The 23,961-nt window shown below is 69.0% G+C and carries 22 protein-coding genes; 16 read left to right on the top strand and 6 right to left on the bottom strand.

The features are described from left to right. Nucleotide 1: 1 nt before the first annotated feature. From AB0B82_RS07660 to AB0B82_RS07625, 8 genes are all read left to right on the top strand, one after another. Complete coding sequence (locus AB0B82_RS07660) at nt 2-1,312, top strand: ADP-ribosylglycohydrolase family protein (protein ID WP_360163782.1); 1,311 nt, start codon at nt 2-4, stop codon at nt 1,310-1,312. Next, on the top strand, nt 1,302-2,255 hold the full coding sequence (locus tag AB0B82_RS07655; RefSeq protein WP_360163780.1) for a ribokinase: 954 nt from the start codon (nt 1,302-1,304) through the stop codon (nt 2,253-2,255). The genes AB0B82_RS07660 and AB0B82_RS07655 overlap by 11 nt, the downstream gene beginning before the upstream one ends. After that, a complete protein-coding gene (locus AB0B82_RS07650) occupies nt 2,252-4,240 on the top strand; it encodes an SUMF1/EgtB/PvdO family nonheme iron enzyme (protein ID WP_360163778.1) in 1,989 nt (662 codons plus the stop codon). Before AB0B82_RS07655 ends, AB0B82_RS07650 begins: the two co-directional genes overlap by 4 nt. Beyond that, nucleotides 4,237-5,424, top strand: coding sequence for a CoA transferase (locus tag AB0B82_RS07645; protein WP_360163776.1), 1,188 nt, complete (start codon nt 4,237-4,239; stop codon nt 5,422-5,424). Before AB0B82_RS07650 ends, AB0B82_RS07645 begins: the two co-directional genes overlap by 4 nt. A 1-nt stretch (nt 5,425) precedes the next feature. Continuing rightward, complete coding sequence (locus tag AB0B82_RS07640) at nt 5,426-6,253, top strand: CoA ester lyase (RefSeq protein ID WP_360163775.1); 828 nt, start codon at nt 5,426-5,428, stop codon at nt 6,251-6,253. Nucleotides 6,254-6,262: 9 nt separating this feature from the next. Continuing rightward, nucleotides 6,263-7,855, top strand: coding sequence for an NAD(P)/FAD-dependent oxidoreductase (locus AB0B82_RS07635; protein ID WP_360163773.1), 1,593 nt, complete (start codon nt 6,263-6,265; stop codon nt 7,853-7,855). Between the two features lie 36 nt (nt 7,856-7,891). After that, nucleotides 7,892-8,299, top strand: coding sequence for a TIGR03668 family PPOX class F420-dependent oxidoreductase (locus AB0B82_RS07630; RefSeq protein ID WP_360163771.1), 408 nt, complete (start codon nt 7,892-7,894; stop codon nt 8,297-8,299). 127 nt (nt 8,300-8,426) lie between these two features. Next, entirely contained in the window at nt 8,427-9,659 is a 1,233-nt protein-coding gene (locus AB0B82_RS07625) for a sigma-70 family RNA polymerase sigma factor (RefSeq protein ID WP_360163769.1), read from the top strand. Nucleotides 9,660-9,842: 183 nt separating this feature from the next. Here the strand turns inward: AB0B82_RS07625 and AB0B82_RS07620 are convergent, their stop codons facing one another. Further along, a complete protein-coding gene (locus AB0B82_RS07620) occupies nt 9,843-10,832 on the bottom strand; it encodes a Gfo/Idh/MocA family oxidoreductase (RefSeq protein ID WP_360163767.1) in 990 nt (329 codons plus the stop codon). Nucleotides 10,833-10,923: 91 nt separating this feature from the next. On the opposite strand from AB0B82_RS07620, the gene AB0B82_RS07615 reads away from it, so the two are divergent. Next, a complete protein-coding gene (locus AB0B82_RS07615; RefSeq protein WP_360163765.1) occupies nt 10,924-12,222 on the top strand; it encodes an acyl-CoA dehydrogenase family protein in 1,299 nt (432 codons plus the stop codon). Then, nucleotides 12,222-13,424 (top strand): acyl-CoA dehydrogenase family protein, encoded by a 1,203-nt coding sequence (locus AB0B82_RS07610; RefSeq protein WP_360163763.1) that lies wholly within the window; start codon nt 12,222-12,224, stop codon nt 13,422-13,424. Before AB0B82_RS07615 ends, AB0B82_RS07610 begins: the two co-directional genes overlap by 1 nt. A gap of 76 nt (nt 13,425-13,500) precedes the next feature. Here AB0B82_RS07610 and AB0B82_RS07605 read toward each other — a convergent pair whose 3' ends face one another. Continuing rightward, nucleotides 13,501-14,988 carry an MFS transporter gene (locus AB0B82_RS07605; protein ID WP_360163761.1) on the bottom strand — a complete coding sequence of 496 codons (1,488 nt, stop codon included), beginning with the start codon at nt 14,986-14,988 and terminating at the stop codon, nt 13,501-13,503. Nucleotides 14,989-15,039: 51 nt separating this feature from the next. Here AB0B82_RS07605 and soxR point away from each other — a divergent pair, with 51 nt between their 5' ends. Beyond that, nucleotides 15,040-15,498, top strand: coding sequence for a redox-sensitive transcriptional activator SoxR (soxR, locus tag AB0B82_RS07600; RefSeq protein WP_360163759.1), 459 nt, complete (start codon nt 15,040-15,042; stop codon nt 15,496-15,498). Between the two features lie 116 nt (nt 15,499-15,614). Here the strand turns inward: soxR and AB0B82_RS07595 are convergent, their stop codons facing one another. Continuing rightward, entirely contained in the window at nt 15,615-16,211 is a 597-nt protein-coding gene (locus AB0B82_RS07595; RefSeq protein ID WP_360163888.1) for a VCBS repeat-containing protein, read from the bottom strand. A 10-nt stretch (nt 16,212-16,221) separates the two neighbouring features. Continuing rightward, the gene (locus tag AB0B82_RS07590) at nt 16,222-17,019 is read right to left on the bottom strand and encodes a hypothetical protein (RefSeq protein ID WP_360163757.1); all 798 of its coding nucleotides are present in this window, start codon (nt 17,017-17,019) and stop codon (nt 16,222-16,224) included. A gap of 390 nt (nt 17,020-17,409) precedes the next feature. Here AB0B82_RS07590 and AB0B82_RS07585 point away from each other — a divergent pair, with 390 nt between their 5' ends. Beyond that, nucleotides 17,410-17,670: a nuclear transport factor 2 family protein gene (locus AB0B82_RS07585; protein ID WP_360163755.1), complete on the top strand. Its 261-nt coding sequence runs from the start codon at nt 17,410-17,412 to the stop codon at nt 17,668-17,670. A gap of 329 nt (nt 17,671-17,999) precedes the next feature. Further along, nucleotides 18,000-18,833, top strand: a complete 834-nt coding sequence (locus AB0B82_RS07580; RefSeq protein ID WP_360163753.1) for an alpha/beta fold hydrolase — start codon at nt 18,000-18,002, stop codon at nt 18,831-18,833. 25 nt (nt 18,834-18,858) lie between these two features. Here the strand turns inward: AB0B82_RS07580 and AB0B82_RS07575 are convergent, their stop codons facing one another. Beyond that, nucleotides 18,859-21,003: an MMPL family transporter gene (locus AB0B82_RS07575; RefSeq protein ID WP_360163751.1), complete on the bottom strand. Its 2,145-nt coding sequence runs from the start codon at nt 21,001-21,003 to the stop codon at nt 18,859-18,861. A gap of 235 nt (nt 21,004-21,238) precedes the next feature. On the opposite strand from AB0B82_RS07575, the gene AB0B82_RS07570 reads away from it, so the two are divergent. After that, nucleotides 21,239-21,850: a TetR/AcrR family transcriptional regulator gene (locus AB0B82_RS07570; protein WP_360163749.1), complete on the top strand. Its 612-nt coding sequence runs from the start codon at nt 21,239-21,241 to the stop codon at nt 21,848-21,850. A gap of 28 nt (nt 21,851-21,878) precedes the next feature. On the opposite strand, the gene AB0B82_RS07565 is transcribed toward AB0B82_RS07570, so the two are convergent. Next, complete coding sequence (locus AB0B82_RS07565) at nt 21,879-22,325, bottom strand: Lrp/AsnC family transcriptional regulator (RefSeq protein WP_360163747.1); 447 nt, start codon at nt 22,323-22,325, stop codon at nt 21,879-21,881. An 81-nt stretch (nt 22,326-22,406) separates the two neighbouring features. On the opposite strand from AB0B82_RS07565, the gene AB0B82_RS07560 reads away from it, so the two are divergent. Next, nucleotides 22,407-23,030 (top strand): PQ-loop domain-containing transporter, encoded by a 624-nt coding sequence (locus AB0B82_RS07560; protein WP_360163745.1) that lies wholly within the window; start codon nt 22,407-22,409, stop codon nt 23,028-23,030. Between the two features lie 189 nt (nt 23,031-23,219). After that, nucleotides 23,220-23,918, top strand: a complete 699-nt coding sequence (locus AB0B82_RS07555; protein WP_360163743.1) for a CBS domain-containing protein — start codon at nt 23,220-23,222, stop codon at nt 23,916-23,918. The last annotated feature ends 43 nt before the right edge of the window (nt 23,919-23,961 follow it).

The raw sequence follows: 23,961 nt of genomic DNA, 5'->3' as shown, positions 1-23,961 counted from the left end.
GATGAGATTGACCTGGGTGCAGCCGGAGGATCTCCTCCCGCACCAGCTGGTCCAGGCGCGGTCGGAGGGCGTCGACGTCACCGACGTGCAGGCCCGCTGGCTGGCCGCCGGCGGTACGACGGACGCGCCCGTGTCCGGCGCCTCCGACGAGCCCGCGCCACCGTCGTTACGCGCACTTGCACGGGAGTTGCTCGACGTCCTCGACAGCCGGACCGTGCCGTGGCGTGAGCCGGTGATCCCCGAGCTGCCGTCGTTGGGTGAGCCGGTCGACCTGCAGACCCGCACGCTGAACGCCTGGCTCGGGCGGATGGCCGGCAACCTGCTCGGCAAGCCGGTGGAGAAGATTCCGCGCGAGGGTATCCGGGAGATCCTGACCAGCTCGGGTCAGTGGCCGTTGACGCAGTACATCACCGCGGTCGGCGTACCGGACGAGGTGCAGCAGCGCTGGCCGTGGAACCGGCGCTCGAAGGTGAACAGTCTGCGCGAGGTCATCGACGGCATGCCCGAGGACGACGACATCAACTTCGCGATCCTGGCGCTGCTGATGATGGAGCGGTTCGGGCCCGGGCTGACCACCGACGACGTCGCGCAGAGCTGGCTGAACGACCTGCCCGCCGGTCGCGTCTTCACCGCCGAGCGTGTTGCCTACCGCAACCTTCTGGAAGGTGTCGAGCCGGCCCGCGCGGCCCTGGTCGGGAATCCGTTCCGCGAGTGGATCGGCGCGCAGATCCGGACCGACGCCTACGGCTGGGCGCATCCCGGCGACCGCACCGCGGCCGCCCGGCTCGCGCTCGTCGACGCCCGTCTCAGCCACACCGGCGCCGGTGTCGACGGCGCCCTCTGGGTCGCGGCGACGTCCGCCGCCGCGCTGGTCCTCGACGACCCGGTGAAAGCCGTCGTCGCCGGCCTCGAGGCGGTCGACGGCCAGGGCGCGATCGCCCGTGCGGTCCGCTTCGGGCTCAGCCTCGCCGACGCCGAGCTGGACGACGCGCTCGACGCGTTGCACGCCGAGTACGGCGACCTCCACTGGGTGCACGCGGTGAACAACACCGCACTGACCGCCTACGCGCTGACCGCGCCGGATTTCACCACGGCGATCGGCCGCGCGGTGATGGGCGGCTGGGACACCGACTCGGCCGGGGCGACCGTCGGCGCGGTTTTTGGTGCCACGCGCGGGGTTCCGGCAGAGTGGTCGGCACCTTTGGACAACCGGGTGGCCACGAGCCTGCCGGGGATGAACCAGATCGCGATCGACGAGCTGGCGCGGAGGACTGTGGAGGTGGCACCGGGTGGGGGTGGACATGGGGCCTGAGGACAGAGTGCCTGAGGACGGAGTGCCTGCGGACACGGCGCCTGATGTCGTGGTGGTGGGGAGCGCGAATGTGGATCTGGTGTTGCCGGTCCAGCGGCTTCCGCGGCCCGGCGAGACGGTGCTCGCCGGTGCCCTGACGCGCGGCCCAGGGGGCAAGGGGGCGAACCAGGCGGTCGCGTCGGCGCGGGCCGGTGCGCGGACGGCGATGGTCGTCGCGCTCGGCGACGACGACGGCGGCGCACTGCTCCGCGACGCGCTCGCGGACGTCGACCTGTCGCTCGCGACCACGAGCCGGACGCCGACCGGGACGGCGCTCATCACGGTCGACGAGACCGGGGAGAACTCGATCGTCGTGGCTCCGGGCGCGAACGGCGAGCTGACGCTGTCGGCGGCCGCGCGGGCGGCGATCGGCCAGGCGAAAATCGTACTTTCCCAATTGGAGATCCCGTTCCAGACAGTGCAGGCGGCGGCCGAGGCGGCGCCGTACTTCGTTCTGAACGCGGCCCCGGCCGCCGAGTTGCCGGACGAGCTGCTGGCAGCGGTGGATCTGCTCGTGGTGAACGAGACCGAGGCCGAGGCGATCGCCGGCGCGGACCGATCCGCGCTGCTGAAGAAGGTGCCGGCCGCGGTCGTCACGCTCGGCGGCGCGGGCGCGGTCATCCTTACTCGGGATCAGGCGGGCGAGATCGCCGTTCCAGGGGTGCGGGTCGACGTGGTCGACACGACCGCCGCGGGCGACACGTTCTGCGGGGTCCTGGCGGCGTCGCTTGCGGAACGGCTGGTTTCCGGTTCAGTCGACGACTCGATCACAGCAAGCGACCTGACGAACGCGGTCCGACGCGCTAACGTTGCTGCTTCCTTGAGTGTTCAGGTCGCGGGGGCAATCGCTTCGGTGCCGCACGGGGCTGCGATCGACGCGCGTTATGCGGAGGTGTACTCGTGAATCCGCTCGAACCGAGGCCTATCGACCTTCCGGCGACGGTCGACCTCGGACCCCGGGCCGACCTGTCGTCCCTGGACGACGCCAAGATCATCGGCGCGCCGGACGACCCGTCCGACCTGCCGCGCTGGCGCGCGAAGCTCGCCGAGTGGCGGTTCGGCGCCTTCGAACGGACCCGGTACGACGGCTCGCACTACGACGACCCCGGTCGCGCGTGGACCCAGACGGCGTACTCGGTGGCGCTGGTCTGGCTCTGGGACGACCTGCTGTACGACGTCGACACGGGCCGGTTCACACCGGAGAAGTTCGTCGAACACGGCGTCGCCGAGTTCGGCGGGTACGACGCGATCGTGCTCTGGCACGCCTACCCGGTGATCGGGATCGACGACCGCAACCAGTTCGACTTCTACCGCGACGTCCCCGGGCTGCGGGAGCTGGTCGACGACCTGCACCGGCTCGGACTGAAGGTGTTCTTCGACTACAACCCGTGGGACGTCGGCACCCGGCGCGCGGAGCGTTCGGACGCCGAGGAGTTCGCGGCCCTGGTCCGCGACTACGCGGTCGACGGCGCGTTCCTGGACACCTTGAAGGAGGGCGACCCGAAGTTCACCCGCGCGCTCCAGCAGGCGAATCCGTCGATCGCGCTGGAAGGCGAGTCACGGTTGCCGATGGCAAGGATCGGCGACCACGCGCTGTCCTGGGCGCAGTGGTTCGCCGACACCGAGGCGCCCGGTGTGCTGCGCGCGCACCTGTTCGAGCGCCGGCACATGATGCACCACACCCGCCGGTGGAACCGTGACCACAGCGACGAGTTGCAGTCCGCGTGGGTGAACGGCGTCGGCATGCTGGTCTGGGAGTCGGTGTTCTCGGCGTGGGTCGGATGGAACGCCCGCGATCGCGCCACGCTGCGCCGGATGGTCGCCGCGCAACGCGCGTTCGCGCCGGTGCTGATCAACGGCGACTGGATCCAGCTGACCCCGGAGATCCCGGAGAAGGCCCGCGACCACGGTGTCTACGGATCCCGGTTCGACCTGGCCGACATCACGTTCTGGACGCTGATCAACCGGCACGACGAGGACTTCGACGGCATCGTGCTGCGCTCCGAGGACCAGGTCGGCGACTGGTACGACGTGACGTCGGGCGTGCCGATCACCGCGGACGACGAGGGCGTCCACCTGACCGTGCCGGGGCGTGGCGTCACCGGGATCGTCCGCGTCGGCGCGACCGCCGGCGCCTCGTGCCGCGCCACCGCCCGCCGGCTCGGGACGATGCCGCGGCCGCACGTCAACGAGTCCGCGTTCCCGATGCGCCCGGCGGAGCGGGTCGTGCCGCCGCCGGCGCCGGGTCCCGCGGACCTCGGCCCGACGGTCGACGTACCGGCGGGGGAGCGGACGCTGACCGTGCGGCACCGGCGCCGGGAGACCGGGCTGTACGACACCGCGCCGTACGTGGAGGAGTGGAAGCCGCTGCCTCCACGACTGCACGACATGCAGACGGTGCAGCGTGAGGTGTCGCTGCCCGGCGGCAAGGTCGCGGTCAGCGAGGTGACGAATGCGCAGTACGCCGAGTTCCTGGTGGCGACCGGCTACCGGCCACTCGTCGCGAACCGTTTCCTGAAGCACTGGGTCGACGGCGCGCCGGTTCCGGGCACCGAGGACGAGCCGGTGACGTACGTCGACCTCCCGGACGCGCGGGCCTACGCCGCGTGGCGGGGCGGCCGGCTGCCGAGTGAGGACGAGTGGCAGGTCGCCGCGCTCGCCGACGAGTTCGTGCGCCGGGAGCCCCTGGTGTGGAACCTGACCGAGAGCGAACATCGCGACGGCCGCAGCCGGTTCTGCATCCTCAAGGGCGGCTCGCACTACCGGGCGGAGGGCTCCGACTGGTACGCCGACGGCGGGCCGCAGGAGCCGGACGTCAGCTTCAAGCTGGTGCTGACCGGCGGCGGCCTGGACCGCTCGCCGAACATCGGGTTCAGGTGCGCGGAATGAGACCTGCTCCTCTCGACGGGGTGAAGGTGCTGGAGGCGGCGACGCTGTTCGCGGGACCGCTGGCAGCGACCTTCCTGGGCGACTTCGGCGCCGACGTCACGAAGATCGAGCACCCGGCCCGGCCGGACGCGGCGCGCACGCACGGCGCCTCGAAGGACGGCGTCGGGCTCTGGTTCAAGACCCTCGGCCGGAACAAGCGGCTCGCCACGCTGGACCTGTCCCGGGGGCGCGACGTGTTCCTCGCGCTGGTCCGGGAGAACGACGTCCTGGTCGAGAACTTCCGGCCCGGCACGCTGGAGCGCTGGGGTCTCGGTCCGGACGTGCTGCTGGAGGCGAACCCGCGGCTGGTGATCGCGCGGGTGACGGCATTCGGCCAGGTCGGTCCGTGGTCCCGGCGGCCCGGGTTCGGGTCGCTGGCCGAGGCGATGAGCGGGTTCGCCGCGGTCACCGGTGAGCCGGACGGTCCACCGACGCTGCCGCCGTTCGGCCTCGCGGACGGGATCACCGCGCTCGCCACGGCCTACGCGGTGCTGGTCGCGCTGCACGAGCGTGAGCGGTCCGGATCCGGGCAGGTGATCGACATGGCGATCATCGAGCCGATCCTGATGATGCTCGGCGGCGGCATCACGGCGTACCAGCAGACCGGGTACGTGCAGCCGCGGCTGGGGAACCGCTCGTCGAACAACGCCCCGCGGAACGTCTACAGAACGCTCGACGGCCGCTGGGTCGCGGTGTCGACGAGCTCGCAGAGCATCGCCGAGCGGGTCGTGACGTTGGTCGGGCGGCCGGATCTGGTCGCGCAGCCGTGGTTCGCGACCGGGCGGGAGCGTGCGCAGCACGCCGACGAGCTCGACGATGCGGTCGGATCGTGGATCGCGCAGCGGCCGCTCGACGAGGTGATGGCCGAGTTCGAGAAGGCCGAGGCCGCAGTCGGGCCGGTGCATGACATCCGCGGCATCATGACCGACCCGCAGTACGCCGCGCTCGGGACGATCACCAGCGTGGACGACGATGAGCTCGGTGGGCCGGTGCAGATGCAGAACGTCCTGTTCCGGCTGTCCGAGACGCCGGGGTCGATCAAGTGGGCGGGCCGTCCGCACGGCGCGAACACCGACGAGGTGCTGGCCGAGATCGGCGTCACGCCCGAGCAGCTGGCGGCGTTGCGCGAGGCCGGAGTGGTGTGAGGTGCTGACCGCGCTGTATGTGCCGGCCAACCGCCCGGACCGGTTCGCGAAAGCTGTTGCCGCGGGCCCCGACCTCGTGGTGTTCGACCTCGAGGACGCCGTACCGGTCGCCGACAAGGCGGACGCGCGTGGCTGGGCGGTGGCCTGGGTCGCGGCGAATGCTCGGGACCGGGTCGAGATTCGGGTCAACGCACTGACCTCGCCGTGGATCGAGGACGACCTGGCCGCGATCCGCGCCGTACCCGAGGTCCGGCTGCGGATACCGAAGGTGGAGAGCGCGGCCGATGTCCACGCGGTCCTGGAAAAGGTGCCCTCGGCAAGGATCACCGCACTGATCGAGTCGCCGCTGGGGCTGGAGCGCGCGTTCGAGATCGCGACCGCCGATCCGCGGGTGGTTGCGGTCGCGCTCGGCGAGGCCGATCTGTCGAGTGCTTTGGGCGTCGACGGTCCGGAAGGTTTGGTGTGGGCGCGTGGCCGGCTGGTGTCGGCGTCGCGGGCGGCCGGTCTGGGCGCACCGATGATGTCGGTCTATCCGCATGTGCACGATCTCGACGGACTGCGCCGTACGTCGGAGGAGGGGCGGGCGCTCGGCTTCGTGGGGCGGACCGCCATCCATCCGCGACAGCTCGCTCCGATCGTCGCGGCGTTCACCCCCACCTCGGCCCAGGTGGAGGCGGCGGAGGCGTTGCTCGCGGCCGCCGAGAAGGCCGAGGTTGCGGACGGCGGCGTGGTCGTGCTGCCCGACGGACGGATGGTCGATCCGGCGATGATCGGGCGCGCCCGCGAGGTCACCGCCCTCCTGCGGGAGATCCGATCCAGGTCGCGTTAGGCTCGAACCATGCTCCCGCGCAGTGTTGACGCCGTCGTGATCGGTTCGGGACCGAACGGGTTGGTGAGCGCGATCACGCTCGCCGACGCCGGCTGGGACGTGCTGGTGCTGGAGGCCGCCGACACGTTCGGCGGCGCTGTCCGGTCGACCGAGGACGGCGGCTGGATCAGTGATCGTTTCAGTTCGAACTACCCACTCGGGGTCGCGTCTCCGGTGATCCGGGCGCTGGAGCTGGAGAAGTTCGGGCTCAAGTGGGCGCATGCGCCGCTGCCGCTCGTCCATCTCCTGGACACCGACGGTACGGCGGCCGCCGTCCATCCGGACCCGGAGGACACCGCGAAGTCGCTCGGTGCGGAGCATCCCGGCGACGGTGACGCGTGGTTGCGGCTGTACCAGCAGTACATCTCGATCCGCGAGCCGCTGCTGAAGGCGCTGCTCACCACCTGGCCGCCGGTCGTGCCGGGTGTTCAGCTGGCGCGGAAGCTCGGGTCGGCGGGGGAGTTGCTGCGGTTCGCGCGGTTCATGGCGATGCCGATGCACCGGATGGGCCAGGAGCTGTTCGACGGGCGGCACGGTCCCGCAGTGATCGCCGGGAACGCCATGCACGCCGACGCGTCGCTGTCCGGTGCCGTGAGCGGGACGATGGGCTGGCTGCTCGCGATGCTGGCCCAGGACGTCGGTTTCCCGGTCGCTGCCGGTGGCTCGTCGGCGTTCTCCGGTGCGCTGGTTCAGCGGGCCGAGCGGGCGGGCGCGTTGCTCGTCGCGGACACGCCGGTGTCGGGCCTTGACGTGTCCGGCGGCCGGGTGACCGCCGTACGGACGGCTGCCGGGCAGACGGTCGCCGTCGAGCGGGCCGTGGTGGCGGATACGTCGGCTCCGATGCTCTATCGGGAGTTGTTGCCTGAGGCAATGCTTCCGGGCGGCTTGCGGCGCGACCTGGAAGAGCGGTTCGAATGGGACTACCCGACGGTCAAGCTGAACTTCCGGCTGACCGGGCCGATCCCGTGGCTCTCGGCCGAGGCGCGATCGGCCGGGGTCGTCCACCTGGGCGGGACGGCCGACGAGCTGGTGCATGTGTCGGCCGATCTGGACACCGGGCGGGTGCCGGCGCAGCCGTTCCTGCTGATCGGTCAGACCACGAAGTCCGACCCGTCGCGCTCACCGGAAGGTACTGAGGCCGTGTGGGCGTACGCGCACCTACCGCGCGGGGTCGCGGACGACGGTTCCGCGGAGAAGCTGGCCGGCCGGATGGAGCGGGCGATCGAGCGGTACGCGCCCGGATTCGGTGACCTGATCATCTCCCGCGACCTGCAGCGGCCGTCCGCGCTCGAAGCCGGTAACGCCGCGCTCGGGCTCGGCGCGGTCGGCGGCGGCACGATGCAGCTCCACCAGCAGCTGATCTTCCGCCCGACGATCGGTCTCGGCAGCCCCCGCACCTTCGTCGACGGCCTCTACCTCGGCAGCTCCGCGATCCACCCCGGCGGCGGCGTCCACGGCGCCTGCGGCCACCTGGCTGCCCGCACCGCCCTCCGCGACGCCTCACTGATCGGTCCGCTGACCCGCAAGCTTCCCGCCCTGACCCTCAAGCACCTCCAACGCTGACCCACCCGGCGGCGGTTCGCAGGTTAGGGTCAGGAGGTGCGGTTGGACGAGGCGGGGTGCCGGGGGCGGGTGGCGGCTGCTCGGGTGGGGCGGTTGGGGACCGTGGGGGAGGACGTGCGACCGCATCTGGTCCCGGTGACGTACGCCGTACACGGGGACGAGCTCTACATCGCCGTCGATCAGAAGCCGAAAACCACGACCGCCCTGAAGCGTCTGCGGAACATCGCCGCGCACGAGCAGGTCGCTGTGCTGGTGGACGAGTACGACGAGGACTGGACCCACCTGTGGTGGGTCCGGGTGGACGGGACAGCCAGTGTGCTACCCGAGCACCCGGCGGCGATCGAGTTGCTGACCGCCAAGTACCCGCAGTACGAGACTGCTCCACCGGGCGGCCCGGTCATCGTCATCCAGGTCAGCAAGTGGTCCGGGTGGGCGTTTGCGTGACAGCTTGTCAGGACGTGTCCGGCTGACCGTCGCGATGGCACGCTCAGACTGCCGCGCGACCGGCGTCGGAGGGTCGATACGTCCTGTCGAGCTGTCACGCCCGGGGTGGGCGCGTAGGCTCGGCGGGGTGGATGTGGAGGGGCTGTTACGGGAGTTGGCGCCGCAGGTGCTGGGGTTTCTGGCGCGGCGGCACGGGCAGTTCGATCTGTGTGAGGACGCTGTCCAGGAGGCGTTGCTGGCGGCGGCGACGCAGTGGCCGGCGGATGGGGTGCCGGCGAATCCACGTGGCTGGCTGATCACGGTCGCTACGCGCCGGCTGATGGACGCGTTCCGGAGCGAGAACGCTCGCCGCCGGCGCGAGGACAATCTCGCCGCGATGGCCGGTCCTGACGAGCTGGTCGCGCCCGCCGCGGATGTCGACCAGCTGCCGGACAGCGACGACACGCTGACCCTGCTGTTCCTGTGCTGCCACCCGGCGGTCACGCCGGCGTCGCAGGTCGCGCTGACGCTGCGTGCGGTCGGCGGTCTCACGACGGCCGAGATCGCCCGCGCGTTCATGGTGCCGGAAGCAACGATGGCGCCGCGGATCAGCCGGGCGAAGAAGAGCATCAAGCAGGCCGGCAGCCGGTTCGAGATGCCGCCGGAGGAGGAGCGCGGCGAGCGACTGCGGGTGGTCCTGCAGGTGTTGTACCTGATCTTCAACGAGGGGTACACGGCGAGCTCGGGCGCCGATCTGCAGAGGGTCGAGCTGACCGCCGAGGCGGTCCGGCTGACGCGCATGCTGCGTGCGGCGCTGCCCGACGACGGCGAGGTCGCCGGTCTGCTCGCGCTGATGCTGCTGACTGACTCGCGCCGCGCGGCACGGACGACCGCGGACGGCAGCCTGGTGCCGATCGACGAGCAGGACCGCACGTTGTGGGACCGCGACCAGATCGCGGAGGGCGCCGAGCTCATCTACGAGACGCTGAAGCGCGGCGCGGCCGGCCCGTACCAGCTGCAGGCGGCGATCGCGGCGGTCCACGCCGAGGCGCCGAGCGCGGACGAGACCGACTGGCGGCAGATCCTCGCGCTGTACGGGGTCCTGGAGAAGATCCAGCCGAACCCGATGGTCACGCTCAACCGCGCGATCGCGCTCGCTCAGGTCGAGGGACCGCAAGCCGGGCTGGATCTGCTTGCGACCATCGAGGACGACAAGCAGATCAGCGAAACCCACCGGCTCGACGCGGTCCGCGCCCACTTGTACGAGCGACTCGGCGACACCCCCAAGGCCCGCGAACATTACGTCGCCGCGGCCCGCCGTACGACGAGTCTCCCGGAGCAGCGCTACCTCCAGGCGAAGGCCGACGCGCTCACGGGATGAGTCGGTAGAACTGGAAGTACGTCGTCTGGAACGGCAGCACATCCACCTCCCGGAATCCCGCATCCGTGGCGTACCGCCGCAGGGTGTTCGCGTCATCCGGGTCGGCGAGGACGGGAAGGTACTCGGCGGGCAGGCTGTACCGCCGTTCGGTCGGCTACGCGGTGGTGTTGTGGAAGAGGCGCGCTACGAGTTCGTTGGTCCGGTCCATGGGTTGGATCTCACCTTTCGCCCGGTGTCGTGGGACTCGATCGCGGCGTGGGCCAGCTCGAGCGCGCGGCGGCCGGCGCGCGCGTGGACCGGCGGCGGGTCGCCCGCGCGGAGTGCGGTCAGCAGTGCGTCGACGTGCCGGTCGAACGTCCCCGCGAAGTTGCGTGCCTCGTCGTCGAAGTACGTCGAGTGCCAGACCTGCTCGACCGGATCACCGGCCTTGGAGAACGTCAGCGCGCGCACGGTGTCGTGGATGACGAGACGGCCCTCGGTGCCGTTGATCTCGATGCGTTGGGTGTCGGGATAGGCGTACGACGAGTCGTACGAGCCGAGCATCGTGCCGACCGCCCGGTTCTCGAAGTCGAGCGCCAGCGCCACCGTGCTGAACGCGCCGTACGTCTTGTCGGTCATGTGTGCGGACACCGCGGTGATCGGGCCGACGAGGTGTTCGAGCAGGTCGAAACCGTGGCACTGGGTCTCGATCAGATTCGCGTGCGGAGAATGGCCGCGGTTCGCTTCGCCGCCGAATCGCCAGGTCGCGAAGACCGGCTCACCCAGTTCGCCGGCGTCGATCAGCGCCTTCGCGCGCTGCACGGGCTCGGCGTACCGGTGGTTGAAGTTGACCGCGAAGAAGCGATCGCCGGCCTCGGCGAGCAGCGTGTCGGCCTCGGCCAGGTCGAACACGAGCGGTTTCTCGACCAGCAGCGGTACGCCGGTGCGGACGAGCTGCAGGGTGGCGTCGTAGTGGTCCTCGTTCGGCAGGGAGACCGTGACGAGATCCGGGCGCTCGCGTTCCATCATCAGCGCGAGATCGGTGTACGGCGTGGCGCCGTACTTCTCCGCCCTGGCCCGGGTGCGCTCCGGCGTCCGGCCGGCCACTGCCACCAGCTCGGTGTCTTGACGACGCGCGAAGATGCGCGCGTGGTGCTCGCCCCATCCGCCGGCCCCGACGACCGCGACCCTCATCCTCGCCCACCCCTCGCTCCGGTGGGCGACAGGCTATCAACCCTGAGACCAGACGTGACCTGAGTTGTAACTTCGGTTTACAGTAGGCCGCATGAGCCTTCAGGAGCGGACCAGGCGGGACGCGATCGGGTTCGGCGTGGCCTGGCTGAACAAGCTGGCGCAGTCCCGGGTGATCGATCGGTTCGGGTTGCGCAAGCCCGCCGAGCGGGCGGTCTTCGAGGCGACCAAGACCGGATTCCGGACGGCGGGCGCGCTCTCGCGGCGCTTTGCCGCGGTCGCACAGCAGGCGGCGCCCGCCCGGCTGCCGGCGGCTCAGGGGAGCGGGCGGTTCGACCTGACCCCCACCGAGGATCAGCAGTTGATGGTCGAGGTCGTGCGTGAGTTCGCCGCCGACGTACTGCGACCCGCGGCCGCGGCCGCGGACACCGCCTGCACGACCGACCCGAAGGTTCTGGAGTCGTCCGCGGAGCTGGGCCTGACCTTGCTCGAAATCCCCGAGGACCTCGGCGGCATCGTCACCGACCGGTCTGCGATGACCGGTGTCCTGGTCGCCGAAGCGCTCGCCCACGGCGACATGGGGCAGGCGGTCGCGTGCCTGGCGCCGTCGGCGGTGAGTACGGCGATCTCGCTGTGGGGCGATGAGAAGCAGCAGGCGACGTACCTGCCCGCGTTCACGGGCTCGTCGGTACCGCCTGCGGCGCTCGCGCTGCTCGAGCCGCAAGCGCTGTTCGATCCGTTTTCGTTGCAGACGCGGTTTCGGAGCGGGTTGCTGAACGGCGTGAAATCGCTGGTGCCGCGGGCGGCCGAGGCGGAGCTGTTCGTGATCGGTGCGCAGACCGACGAGGGGCCGCGGTTGTTCGTCGTGGAGCCCGACCACCCGGGCGTGACGATCGAGGCCGAGCCGTCGATGGGATTGCGGGCCGCATCGCTGAGCCGGGTGCTGCTCGAGAACGTGCCGGCCGTCCCGCTCGGCACGGTGGACGATTACGCCGACTGCGTGCGGCTGTCGCGGCTCGGCTGGTGCGCGCTCGCGTCGGGTACGGCGCGGGCAGTGCTCGACTACGTCACGCCGTACGTGAACTCACGGGAGGCGTTCGGCGAGCCGATCAGTCATCGGCAGTCGGTGGCGTTCATGGTCGCGAACATCGGCATCGAACTCGAAGGCATGAAGCTGGTGACGTACCGGGCCGCGTCGCGGGCGTCGCAGGGGCTGCCGTTCGCGCGCGAGGTCGCGCTCGCGCGGCGGTTGTGCGCCGAGCACGGCATGCGGATCGGGACCGACGGCGTCCAGCTGCTCGGCGGGCACGGGTTCGTAAAGGAGCATCCGGTGGAGCGGTGGTACCGCGATCTGCGGGCCGTCGGCGTGATGGAAGGCGTGGTGCTCGTCTGATGATCAACCTCGAAGTCCCGCGGAAGTTCCGCGCTTTCGTCAACCAGGCGCATCAGGTTGCGGCCGAGATGCTCCGGCCGAACTCTCGCCGCTACGACCTGGCCGAGCACGAGTACCCGGTCGAGCTCGACATGCTGGCCGCGATGGTCGACGGATTGGGTGCCTCGGGCACCGGTTCCGGCGCCGGTGCGTCCGGCGTACGGCGAACCGCTGCCGCCGAGGGTGAGGTGGTGAACGGGTCGAACCTCTCGTCGGTGCTGTCGATCATGGAGATGTGCTGGGGCGATGTCGGCCTGCTGCTGTCGATGCCGCGGCAGGGTCTGGGCAACTCGGCGATCGCGTCGCTGGCAACCGAGGAACAGTTGCAGCGCTTCGACGGCGTGTGGGCCGCGATGGCGATCACCGAGCCGGACTGCGGCTCGGACTCGGCGAGCATCCGGACAACCGCCCGGCTCGACGGTGACGCGTATGTCCTGAACGGCGAGAAGATCTTCGTCACCGCGGGCGGGCGCTGCGACGCGGTCGTCGTCTGGGCGACGCTCGACAGGTCGCTCGGCCGGGCCGCGATCAAGTCGTTCGTGGTCATGAAGGACACACCGGGGATGACCGTCGAGCGCCTGGACCACAAGCTCGGCATCCGCGCCTCGGACACCGCCACCATTCGCTTCGAGAACTGCCGCGTACCGGTCGAGAACCTGCTCGGCTCCGCCGAGATCGACAAAGGATTCGCGGGCGCCATGCAGACCTTCGACGACACTCGCCCGCTGGTCGCCGCGATGGCGGTCGGCTGCGCGCGTGCCGCCCTCGAACTCACCCGCGACCTGCTGGCCGACGCCGGCGTACAGGTCGACTACGACCGCCCGCCGCACCAGCAGTCCGCCGCGGCCGCGACGTACCTTGCCATGGAAGCCGACTGGGAAGCGGCCTACCTCCTCACCCTTCAGGCCGCCTGGATGGCCGACAACGGCCGGCCAAATTCACTTCAAGCCTCCATGGCCAAAGCCAAAGCCGGCCGCACCGCCAACGACATCACACTGCGCTGCGTTGAACTCACCGGCCCGCTCGGCTACTCCGAACACCACCTGCTGGAGAAGTGGGCCCGGGACAGCAAGATCCTCGACATCTTCGAAGGCACCCAGCAAATCCAGCAACTCATCGTCGCCCGCCGCCTCCTGGGAAAGACATCGGCCGAGTTGAAGTAGCTTGCCTGGAGGGCCTCTCGTTCTTTCTGGACCCGTCAGCGCACGCACGATGGAGAGTGCTCTCGCCGTACGAGGGTCACTGACGTCTGAGGACGGCGAAGCCTGCGAAGGCGGTGAGCATCGTGAGGGCCGCTGCTACCAGGGCGCTGATGCTGAAGGCGTTCGTGAAGGCTGCGCGGGCGGCGGTGAGGAGGGCGGTGGCTTCGGTGGTGGGCAGGGTTGCCGCGGTGGTGACGGCGGCGGTCAGGTTGTCGGCGGCGGATCCCGTGGTGTTGCGCATGGAGGCGCGGTAGCCGGCGGTGATGATGCTGCCGAGGATTGCGATGCCGAGGCCGCCGCCCAGTTGCGGTGCGATCGAGGCGATGGCTGATGCCGCACCGGTCCGTCCGGGCGGTGAGCTGCCGACGATGATGTCGGTGGCGAGTGCCATTGTCGGTCCAAGGCCGGCGGAGACCAGGACCATCGCGCCGGCGAGAAGGGGCAGGGGAGTTGCCGGTTCTATCCAGGTGATCGTCACGAACCCTGCTGTGGACAGCAGCATCCCGCCGCCGATGATGCGTCCGGCGGGGACCGTGCGGGCGAGTCGGGTCGCGCCGAGCGAGCCGACGATCACGCCGACCGCGGCCGGTGCCGTCCACAACCCGGCGGTCAAGGGATCGAGGCCGGCGACCAGTTGCAGGTGTTGGGCGACGGCGTAGTTGGTTCCCCAGAGCACGAAGATCCCGACGACCAGGGTGAGGGTGGCCGCGGTGAACCGTGGTCCGCTGAAAAGCCGCAGGTCGATCAAGGGATCGGCGAGCCTTCGCTGTCTGCGGACGGACACCGCAGCGAGCACCAGCCCGGCCGCGAGGGCCGCGAGCGCGGGCAGGTCCGGCCCGGCCGCGGCGATTTTCTTGAGCCCGTACACGGTCGCGAGCACGGCGGCGATGGAGAGTGCAGCGCTCGGCAGGTCGAGTCTGCGCTCAGTGGGTTCCTTGTGCTCGGGCAAGGTCGCGGGTCCGATGACGACGAGGACGAGCATCAGCGGGATGGGCAGCAGGAATGCGGATCCCCACCAGAAGTGGTCGAGCAGCCAGCCGCCGACCAGTGGCCCGATCGCGGTGCCGGCCGAGACTGCGGCGATGACGATTCCGACTGCCTGAGTGCGTTGGCGCGGCTCGGTGAACAGCGCGGTGGTGAGGGCGAGAACCGATGGCATCAGCGTCGCGCCCGCGACACCGAGCAGAGCCCGGGTCGCGACGAGGATCTCCGGGTTCGGGGCGTACGCCGCGAACGTCGACAGCACGCTGAACGCGATCGCACCACCGAGCAGGAGCCGCCGACGCCCGATCCGGTCGCCCAGTGCCCCCATCACGACCAAGGTGCCGGCGAGCAGGAACGCGTACCCGTCGACGATCCACAGCAGCTGCGTGCTGGACACGTTCAGGTCACGGCCGATCGCGGGCAGGGCGAGGTGGGTGATCGTCAGTTCGAGCGAGGCCAGCAGTGCGGGCAGCAGCAGCACGGCGAGACCGAGCCATTCGCGTCGGCCGGCGACCCGTGATCCGGTGGTTCCAAGAGCCATGACGTCATCATCGAACCTCGGGTTAACCTGAGGTCAAGCTATGGTTGGCGGATGCTGGATCCCAACGCTGAACTGACGATCGGGCAGGTCGCCAAGCGCGCCGGCGTGACGGTGACGACGCTGCATTTCTACGAGGAGCGCGGCCTGATCCAGAGCCGTCGGACCGCAGGGAACCAGCGACGGTTCGCCCGGCACACGCTGCGTCGGATCGCGTTCATTCGCGTTGCCCAGCGCGTCGGCATCCCGCTGCGGGAGATCGGCGAGGCGCTCGCCCAGTTGCCGGTCGACAAGGCTCCGGCCCAAGAGGACTGGGAGCGGCTGTCGACGGCTTGGCAGGCCGACCTGGATCTGCGGATCAAGCAGCTGATCCGGCTCCGCGACAAACTCACCGACTGCATCGGCTGCGGCTGCCTGTCTCTCGAGCGCTGTTCGCTTCGCAACCGTGACGACAAACTCGGCACCACCGGCAGTGGACCGCGCCGCCTCTGGATCGATGCCTCGCGGCACTGACGCGGTCGGCAGGGCGAAGCGACGACGTGGCGCAGGGCGGCCGATCGCCCTGCGCCACGGTGTGCATCGGCTGACGAATCTCGTCGATGCCTACGTCGGCCGACGAGAGCTGGTGGCTACCAGCCGTTGGAGCCGATTTCCTTGCGTGCGCCGAAACTGCCGCCTGCTGTCGTTCCGGGGTAGAGCCAGAGCTTTCCGGTGGACGAGTCGACGGCGATCAGGTCGTGGTAGCTGTCGCGGGTGAACTCGGCACCGACCAGGTCGCTCATGCCGTTCCAACCACCTGCGCCGATGACGACTCGTGCGCCGAAGGATCCGCCGGCCGCCGTTCCGGGGTAGAGCCAGAGGTTGCCGGTGGCCGAGTCCACAGCGATCAGGTCGTCGTAGCCGTCGCGATTGAATCGCCCGGTCGTCAGGTCATGCATCCGCTCCCACCCCTGGGATCCGATCTCCACTCGTTGCCCGAACGCGCCACCGGTAGCGGTTCCCGGATAGAGCCACAGTTTGCCCGTGGTGTCGTCGACCGCGGCCAGGTCGGGGTAAGCGTCGCGGTTGAAGTCGCCGGCGGTGAGACTGCTCATGTGGTTCCAGCCGCTCGATCCGATCTCGACACGTGCGCCGAAGCTGCCGCCGGCCGCGGTACCTGGATAGAGCCACAGTTTGCCGGTGGCCGAATCGGAGGCGATCAGGTCGTCGTACCCGTCGCGGTTAATCTGCCGACGATCAAATCATGCATTTGGTCCCAGCCGTGGGACCCGATCTCGGTCCGGCCGCCGAACGCGCCGCCCGTGCTCGTCCGGGGTAGAGCCACAGCTTGCCGGTGTCGTGCTCGACGGCCAGCAGGTCGGAGCGGCCGTCCCGAGTGAGCTCGCCGGCCGCGAGCTCGACCATTCCGCGAGGAGTTTCCGGTATCGGCGTCGCAGTCCACCAGGTGGTTTGCTTGGAAGCTCCCTTCCAGCTGAAGCTGAAGTGGATGTGGTCGGTGTGCGGGTTGTTCCCGGTGTAGGGCTGCCATCCTGAGGATGCCTGGTAGGACTTCCAGATCTGCCGGTTCCAGATCATGTACATGATGCCGAGCCGGCGGGCGTTGGCGTGCTTGTTCCCGTACCGGTCGGTGGCGAGCAGCCAGCTCAGGATGTCGTTGGCGATGGCACGTTGGCCGGAGTCGTTGATGTTCAGCATGTAGTCGAGCGCTCGGCCTTCCTTGTGCTCGCTCGTACCGCTTGCGCTGCACTCGCGCGTGATGTACCCGGTGTGGGTTCCATACGCTTCGTTCAGGAGGCTACGGAAACCTCGAACGCCGGGCTTGATGGTCGGATCGCAGGTGTCCTGGCCGTCGTACGCCGCGTACCCGTCGATCGCGGCACCGAAATCCGGAGTTGCCGGCGCCGCTGTGGCGGTCGCCGACGTGAGTGTGAGTGTTGCCGCCACGGCAGCTGCTGCGGTCAGCAGCACGGTCCAACGGCGGGTGGAATCGAGAAGTCGTCGGAAGGGGATGGTTTCCGGGGCAAATCTTCGCACGAGGAACTCCTGACCTTGTGAGGCTCCACGGGAGGATCGGTGTCAGACGAACGCCGACAGATCCTGGATTCGCCTTCACAATGCGCGGCACCGCGTGCTTCGCAGCGGCCGCCAGAGCGAGGTTGTCGCGATCCCATCGAAATCTGGCTGCCGGCGTACCGTCGAGCGACCTCGCTGCTGCACATCGTCGGCTATTGTGGGCATCGAAAATTACCGACCGGGAACACGGCAATTCACCACCGCATTGCGGAAGTGTGGACCGGTTCCTGCCTCCAGCTGATTTGCAGCGTTCCACGGCGGACCGCCGATGCTGGTTTCAGCGTGACCGATGATGATTTTGCGTCGGGGCCGCGACCGGCTACCTGTCCAGCTGGAGAATCGCATTCGTCAATGAGTATCGAAGAGACGCACACGGTCACGAATCCACGCCCGGCGGTCGATGGGGACAAGGCCACGCTGTGGGCGCTGGTCGAGGCCCGGCATGTCCGCGCAGCCGCGCCCGATGAGTTTCTGCTGCTCAAGAACACCTATGACGTCGAGTTGGTCCGCGACGCCGTCGATGCCGACCTGTGGCGAATCCGGATCATGACGATCCGCAACGTCTGGTTCGAAGGTCGGCCGGAGGTGCTGTTCGGCTCGATCCCGTCGTGATTGAACCGGCCCTTGGCTCGCCGAGCGGCGGCATCCGGCGGCAATTGTCCGGTATGACGTCAAACACACCGAAGAGTTGTCACAAGCGGTGAATTCGCCGTGTCCTCCGGACGTCGAACTCATTCCGAACAGGAGGTTCCAATGCGGCGAATCGCAGCCACGGCGGTCATGGCCGGACTCGCCTTCGCAGGTCTGTCGTCTCCGGTCAGCGCGGCGACCAGCGAGGATACATACTGCGGAGTCGAATGCCAGTGGGAGTTGCAGGCTGGCCTGTTGTGGTGAATGCTCATGGCGCGAGTGGTGTCGGTACGCCATGCGCACCGTCGTTGATGCGGGATCTGTATCACGGCGACCAGATGATGAAGTTCGTCCGGGCAGGCTTCGCGGTCGTTGCCCCTGACTACGCGGGCCTCGGCACGGACGGCAGGCATGAGCTCGGAAACAAAGTAGCCGGTAGCAACGATGTGCTGCATGCAATCAGCGCTGCACGGACTGCCGTGCCGCACCTGTCGCGTCGCTGGGTGCTGTGGGGTCACTCGCAAGGAGGCGGGATCGGACTCGCAGTCGGAGAGGTCCAACGCACCGATCCGGCGCCCGGGTACCTGGGGGCCGTCATCACCGCACCGGCCGCGAACCTTCCGGCGATCGCCGAGCGCGTCGCCACCACGCCAGGTTTCGGCGGATTCGTACCGTTGTTGATCGCCGGTGCCCAGCATGGTGATCCCAAGGTCGATCCGGCCAAGTTGCTCGCTGCCGAGGCGTTCGCGGTGGGGAAGTGTCTGGGGCTGACGAAGACCGGATGCCTGGGCGTCGTCACGGCCGCCTACGCCCATCTCAGCGGCGAGCAACTGGTGAGTCCGGCGTACTGGGTGGACCCGCGTTTCGCGAAGTTCCTCGAGAACAACACCGTCGGGCGTCGTCCAATCGGAGGTCCTGTTCTGCTCCTTCAAGGTACGTCGGACGCGGTGATCCCTCGTGGTGAGACCGACGACATCGCGCGGCGACTGTGCGCTGTGGGGACGCGCCTGGACTACCGGGTCTACCCAGGGCTGGATCACGACACGACGCAGTGGAGTACCGGGATCGACGACGGCGCGATGCCGGACATCCTCAAGTGGGTGACCGATCGCTTCGCAGGCAAACCCGCACGCACCACCTGCTGACCGCCGCTCTTGTGACAGCGCCGGATCAACGCCGGCGGTAGGCCACGACATCGACGGACTCGCCTTCGGCCGAGGGTGAGTCCTGGCGTGGTGTGACCGGCGCTGCGTCCTTCAGGCCGTACCGAAGCCACCAGCGCGTCAGGCGGAGGGGTGCCCACCAGTTCCACCGTCCGAGGAGTGTCATGGACGCGGGGACAAGCAGCAGCCGAACGATCGTCGCGTCCACCAGTAGGGCGACCAGCATTCCGATGCCGAGCTCCTTCATGAACACGAGCCCGCTCGTTGCGAAGGCGCCGATCACGACGGCCAGGAGCAGCGCGGCGCTGGTGATGATGCGCCCGGTCGACCGGACGCCGGCCAGTACGGCGTGGTTGTTGTCGCCGGTGCGGTTCCATTCCTCGCGGATCCGGGAGAGCAAGAACAGTTCGTAGTCCATCGACAGGCCGATGAGGACTGCCAGCATCAGAACGGGGTTGGTGGCGTCGAGGAAGCCTTGTGGTCGGTAGCCGAGGGCATCGGTGAGGCGTCCGTCGACGAAGATCCAGGCCACGACGCCGAACGACGCTCCGAGAGACAGCAGGTTCATCGCGACGGCTTTCAGGGGAAGCAGCAGCGAGCCGAACGCGAGGAAGAGCAGGATCGCCATGGCGCCCACGACATACAGGCCCATCCACGGGAGCCGCGAGCCGATCGAATCGACCAGGTCGACGGTGTCGGCGGTCAGTCCGCCGACCAGTACTTCGCCGGACGCCGGACGAAGGCCTCTGACTGCGCGCACGAGCTCCTGGGATCGCTCGCTCTGGCTCTCGCCCAGCCAGGTGATCCGGAGCAGCTGAGTGTCGTCCTGCTTCGTGAGAACCTCCACCGACCGTACGCCGGGGATCGCGCCGAGCTCGTCGATGTACGCCGTGGCGTGCTGATCGTCCATGCGCTGCAGCAGGACGTTCGCGGTGGAGGACTCCGGGCCGAAGTCCCGTAGCCGCTCGGCGGCCACGTGGGCCGGAGCCGTCGGCGGCAGGACGTGATGGTCGACGCCGGCCCAGCGTGCGTCGAGGAGTGGAACCGCGGCCAGGATCAGAACGGCTCCTAGGCTGACGACCGTGACCACCGGTCGTCGCATGACAGTCCGGGCGATCCGGACCCAGGGTTGCCTCGTGCGGCTGCGAGGAAGGCGGATCCGTCCCCAGTTGATGCGCGGTCCGAGCAAGCGCAGTACGGCGGGAAGCAGCACCAAGGTGGCAGCCATCGCCACCAGCACCGCCGCGATCCCGCCGTACGCCACGCTGCGGATGAAGGTCTGCGGGAACAGCAGCAGACTGGACAATGCCAGCGAGACGGTCGCTCCCGAGACGAGCACCGTGCGCCCGGCGGTCCCGAGGGTCACGCGAAGCGCCCGCTCGACGTCCGCGTCCACGGCGAGTTCCTCGCGGAATCGGCTGACGACGAACAACGCGTAGTCGACCGCGAGTCCGATGCCGAGCAGCGTCACGACGTTCACCGAGAACACCGAGACCTCTGTCGGCCCGGCGATCACCCGCACCATCGCGAGAGCTCCTACGGTGGCGGCCAGCCCAACGAGGGCCGGCATCAGCGCGGCGGTGACACTGCCGAAGATGAACAGGGCGAGGATGACGACCAGCGGCAGCGACACCAGCTCCGCTCGCGCGAGGTCTTCCGCGGTGATCGTGTTGACGTCGCTGTAGACGGCGTAGTTCCCGGCCAGGTCGAGCCGAAGCCCGTCGGCAACGAGGTACGGCCTCAGGCTGTCGTAGTTCTTGATGAAGTCGTCCTGGTCGTCACCTGCTAGCGAGATCAGCACCTGTGCCGCTCGGCCGTCGGTGCTGACGAGTCCCGCGGACGGTGTCCTGTCGTCGTAGTAGGGCACAACGGTGTCGACGAGATCGTCGGGCAGGCCGTCGACGACCGACCTGACGGCCGCGACGAACCCGGCGTCCTGTGCCGTCTGCGTGTCAGACGAATAGATCGCGATCACGTCGACCGACCAGTTCCCGAAGTGGGACCGCTCCGCCGCCAGCTCGCGCGCGGACTCCGACGCAGGGTCGCTGTAGCCGCCTTCGGACAGCTTGCCCATCACCCCGGCGGCGAAGATCGCGGCGGTCACGAGCACCACGATCGCCGTATCGAGGATCAGTCGCGGCCACCGAATCACGAACTCTGCCCAACGTCCCACCACAACCAGCCCTTCACTGTGAACTGACGTTCACGGTAACAGTCGCGGTCAACTATGAACAAGTGTTCATGCTGCGCGGTCGCCTGGCGCCGACGCCGCGGACGTCCACGGCTGGGGTAGCAGTGTGGTGTTGTCGCGTGGAGTTGCGGGTCGGCGGATACACTGCGTCCCACGACTGGCGGTGACGACGAATGCGTGGAGCGGTGACCCAGCGGTGACCAAGCGGCGAACGAGCGAGGAAGTCGATGCCATCCGCGCATCGCTGGTCGCGGCGGCGAAGGTGCTCGTGCAGCGCGACGGCGCGAACGCGCTCACCATGCGCGCCGTCGCCGCCGAGGCCGGTTGTGCGGTGGGGCTGCCCTACAAGTTCTTCGCCAACCGGGACGAACTGGTTCTCGAGCTCGTCACGGCCGAGTTGACCGAGCTCACGTCCGCCCTGACAAGCTGGCTCCAGACGTCGGGGCGTCGCTCGGTGGGTGCCAACCTGGAGCGGTACGCCGCGATTCTGCTGGACTCGGAGACGCCCGCGCTGCTCGGAGCCAATGCGATTGACGACGAAGCGCTCGAGGCGCGCGTGCGGAAAATGACCCAGGAGTCAGGCCTCACGCACTCCTTCGACGAGGCGATCGCCGCCTACCTTGGCGCCGAACAGGAGCAGGGCCGCGTGCGCCCGGACGTGGACGTCCGGGCTTTCGGCTTCCTCATCGCCGGCGCCATCCACAACCTCGTCGTCGCTGGCGAGCTGTATCCGCGCCCGAGCCGCCGCGAATTGCGCCGCTTCCTCGACGAGTGTGCGGCAGCGATCGCCCCGGCTCGCGGGCGGTAGCACATCGGCAGGTTGGCCGCGTTCGACGTCAGGTCGGCAGTGGGCGGTTGTCGACCACCCGCATCATGACGATGGTCGACGTCATCCGCTGGACCCCGGGCAGCCGGGCAAGCTTCTCGTCGCGAAGCTTCTGGAAGGCGGCGATGTCCGCGGTCGCCACCCGGACGAGGTAATCCGGTTCACCGAACAACCGCTCCGCGTGCACCACGTCCTCGATCGCGGCCAGGCCGGCCTCGAAGGCTGCCACCGAGTCCTCGCGATTGATCGTGACGGAGACCAGTACCTCGAACCCGCGCCCGATCGCGCCCGGATCGAGGACTGCGCGATAGCCGGAGATCACCCCCGAACGCTCCAGCTCGCGCAGCCGGCGGTGGCACGGCGCGGCACTCAGGCTGACCCGCTGGGCCAGCTCCGTCACCGTCAGGCGACCCTCGGCTTGTAACACCGCAAGGATCTTGCGATCAGTAGCATCCACAGCAAGAAATCTATCGCCAGTTGCCACCAGGCGGCATGAATACGCACGATCTGTTCGGCGAATTGAGCTTAATCTTGCCCCATGCTCGAACTTCTGCCGATCGCCGCCGCCTTCTTCGGCGTCCCGCAGTACCTTCCGCAGATCCTCAAGCTGCGGGCAACCGGCGACACGACCGGTGTGTCGTGGTCGTGGGCCGCGCTGACCAGCGTCAACAACGCGGCCTGGTTCGTGTACTTCATGCTGTCGGGCTACTGGACCGCCGGCCTGCCCTCCACCGCCGCGAGCGTGCTGGCGGGCACGATCGCGGTCATGCTGATCCGGCGCGGCACGGCATGGCGGCGCGCGGCGGGCTTGATCGCCGTCTGGGTCGGCCTGCTGATCTGCGTCGGCGTCATCGGTGGCCGGATCGGACTGGGGTCGCTGCTCGCCACCGCGCTGATCGTCCAGGTCACGCCTTCGTTGTGGACGGCGTACCGGACGAAGTTCCCGACCGGGATCTCCCAGGCGACGTGGGCTCTCGTCTTCGGCGAACTGTGTTGCTGGCTGGTGTTCGGGCTGTGCAAAGCCGACGCCCGGCTGACCGTTCTCGGCGCCACCGGCGCCGTTGCGAGCGTGGCGATGCTGGCCCGGGCCCGGCAGACAAGCCGACGCATCGGCCACCTCGCGATCACCCCCGAGGACCGCGAGTCCGCCCAGAAACTATGAGGTGCCGCGAAGCAGGCTCAGCAGAGGCGCAGTGCCTGCACCGACCGGGACCTTCGTATCCACCTGCCCGGGACCCGCGGCCGGGCGGCTGGGGCGCAGGGGGACCTGTTGGCTCTGGTCGGAAGTGGCTCGTCGCGGTGGAGTGGGAGGTGTCACGGGCGGATCGACGGGACGGGGAGGTCGGGTGCGATGAGGCATCCGTTGCAGGTGGCGGACGTGATGACGCGGGACGTGATCACGGTCGGCGAGGACACGCCGTACAAGGAGATCGTTGCGCTGCTCGCCGCGCATCACATCAGCGCGGTGCCGGTGCTGAACCGGTACGGCGGGATCGCCGGGGTGGTGTCGGAGACCGACCTGATCCGCAAGGCGGAGTTCCAGCGCAAGCAAGAGCGGAGGGTACTGCGGAAGCGGCGGCGCGCGGCCCGCTCGAAGGCGGCCGCGGTGCGGGCCGCTGAGGCAATGTCGCATCCCGCGGTGACGATCGACCAGAGAGCCACGATTCCCGAGGCGGCGCAGTTGATGACGGCGCGCGGGATCACCCGGCTGGTCGTGACCCATGACGACGTTCTCGTGGGCATCGTGACCAGGTCTGATCTGCTGAAGGCGTTCCTCGAGCCGGACGATCGGCTGGTGCAGCGGATCCGGCGCGAGGTCGTCGTCCACGCACTGTGGGACGACCCGTACAGCATCGACATCAGCGTCGAGAACGGTGTCGTGACGCTGTCCGGCGACGTCGAGCAGCGCAGTACGGCAGAGGTCGCGGCGAGGCTGACCTCGCGCGTCGACGGCGTGGTCGGCGTCGTCAACCAGTTGAACTGGGTGTACGACGACACGTCCGTGTCGCCGGAGCCGCAGCCGTCCCCGGAGTACCGACGGCGCCCCTGACCGTCCGCTCGCGAGACGGACGGAGTGACAACAGGACCTTGTA

It is taken from the genome of Kribbella sp. NPDC048915, assembly GCF_040649595.1.
Taxonomy (GTDB): Bacteria; Actinomycetota; Actinomycetes; order Propionibacteriales; family Kribbellaceae; genus Kribbella.
Note: the sequence above shows the minus strand (reverse complement) of the source record. Positions and strands in the feature narration are given on the sequence as shown.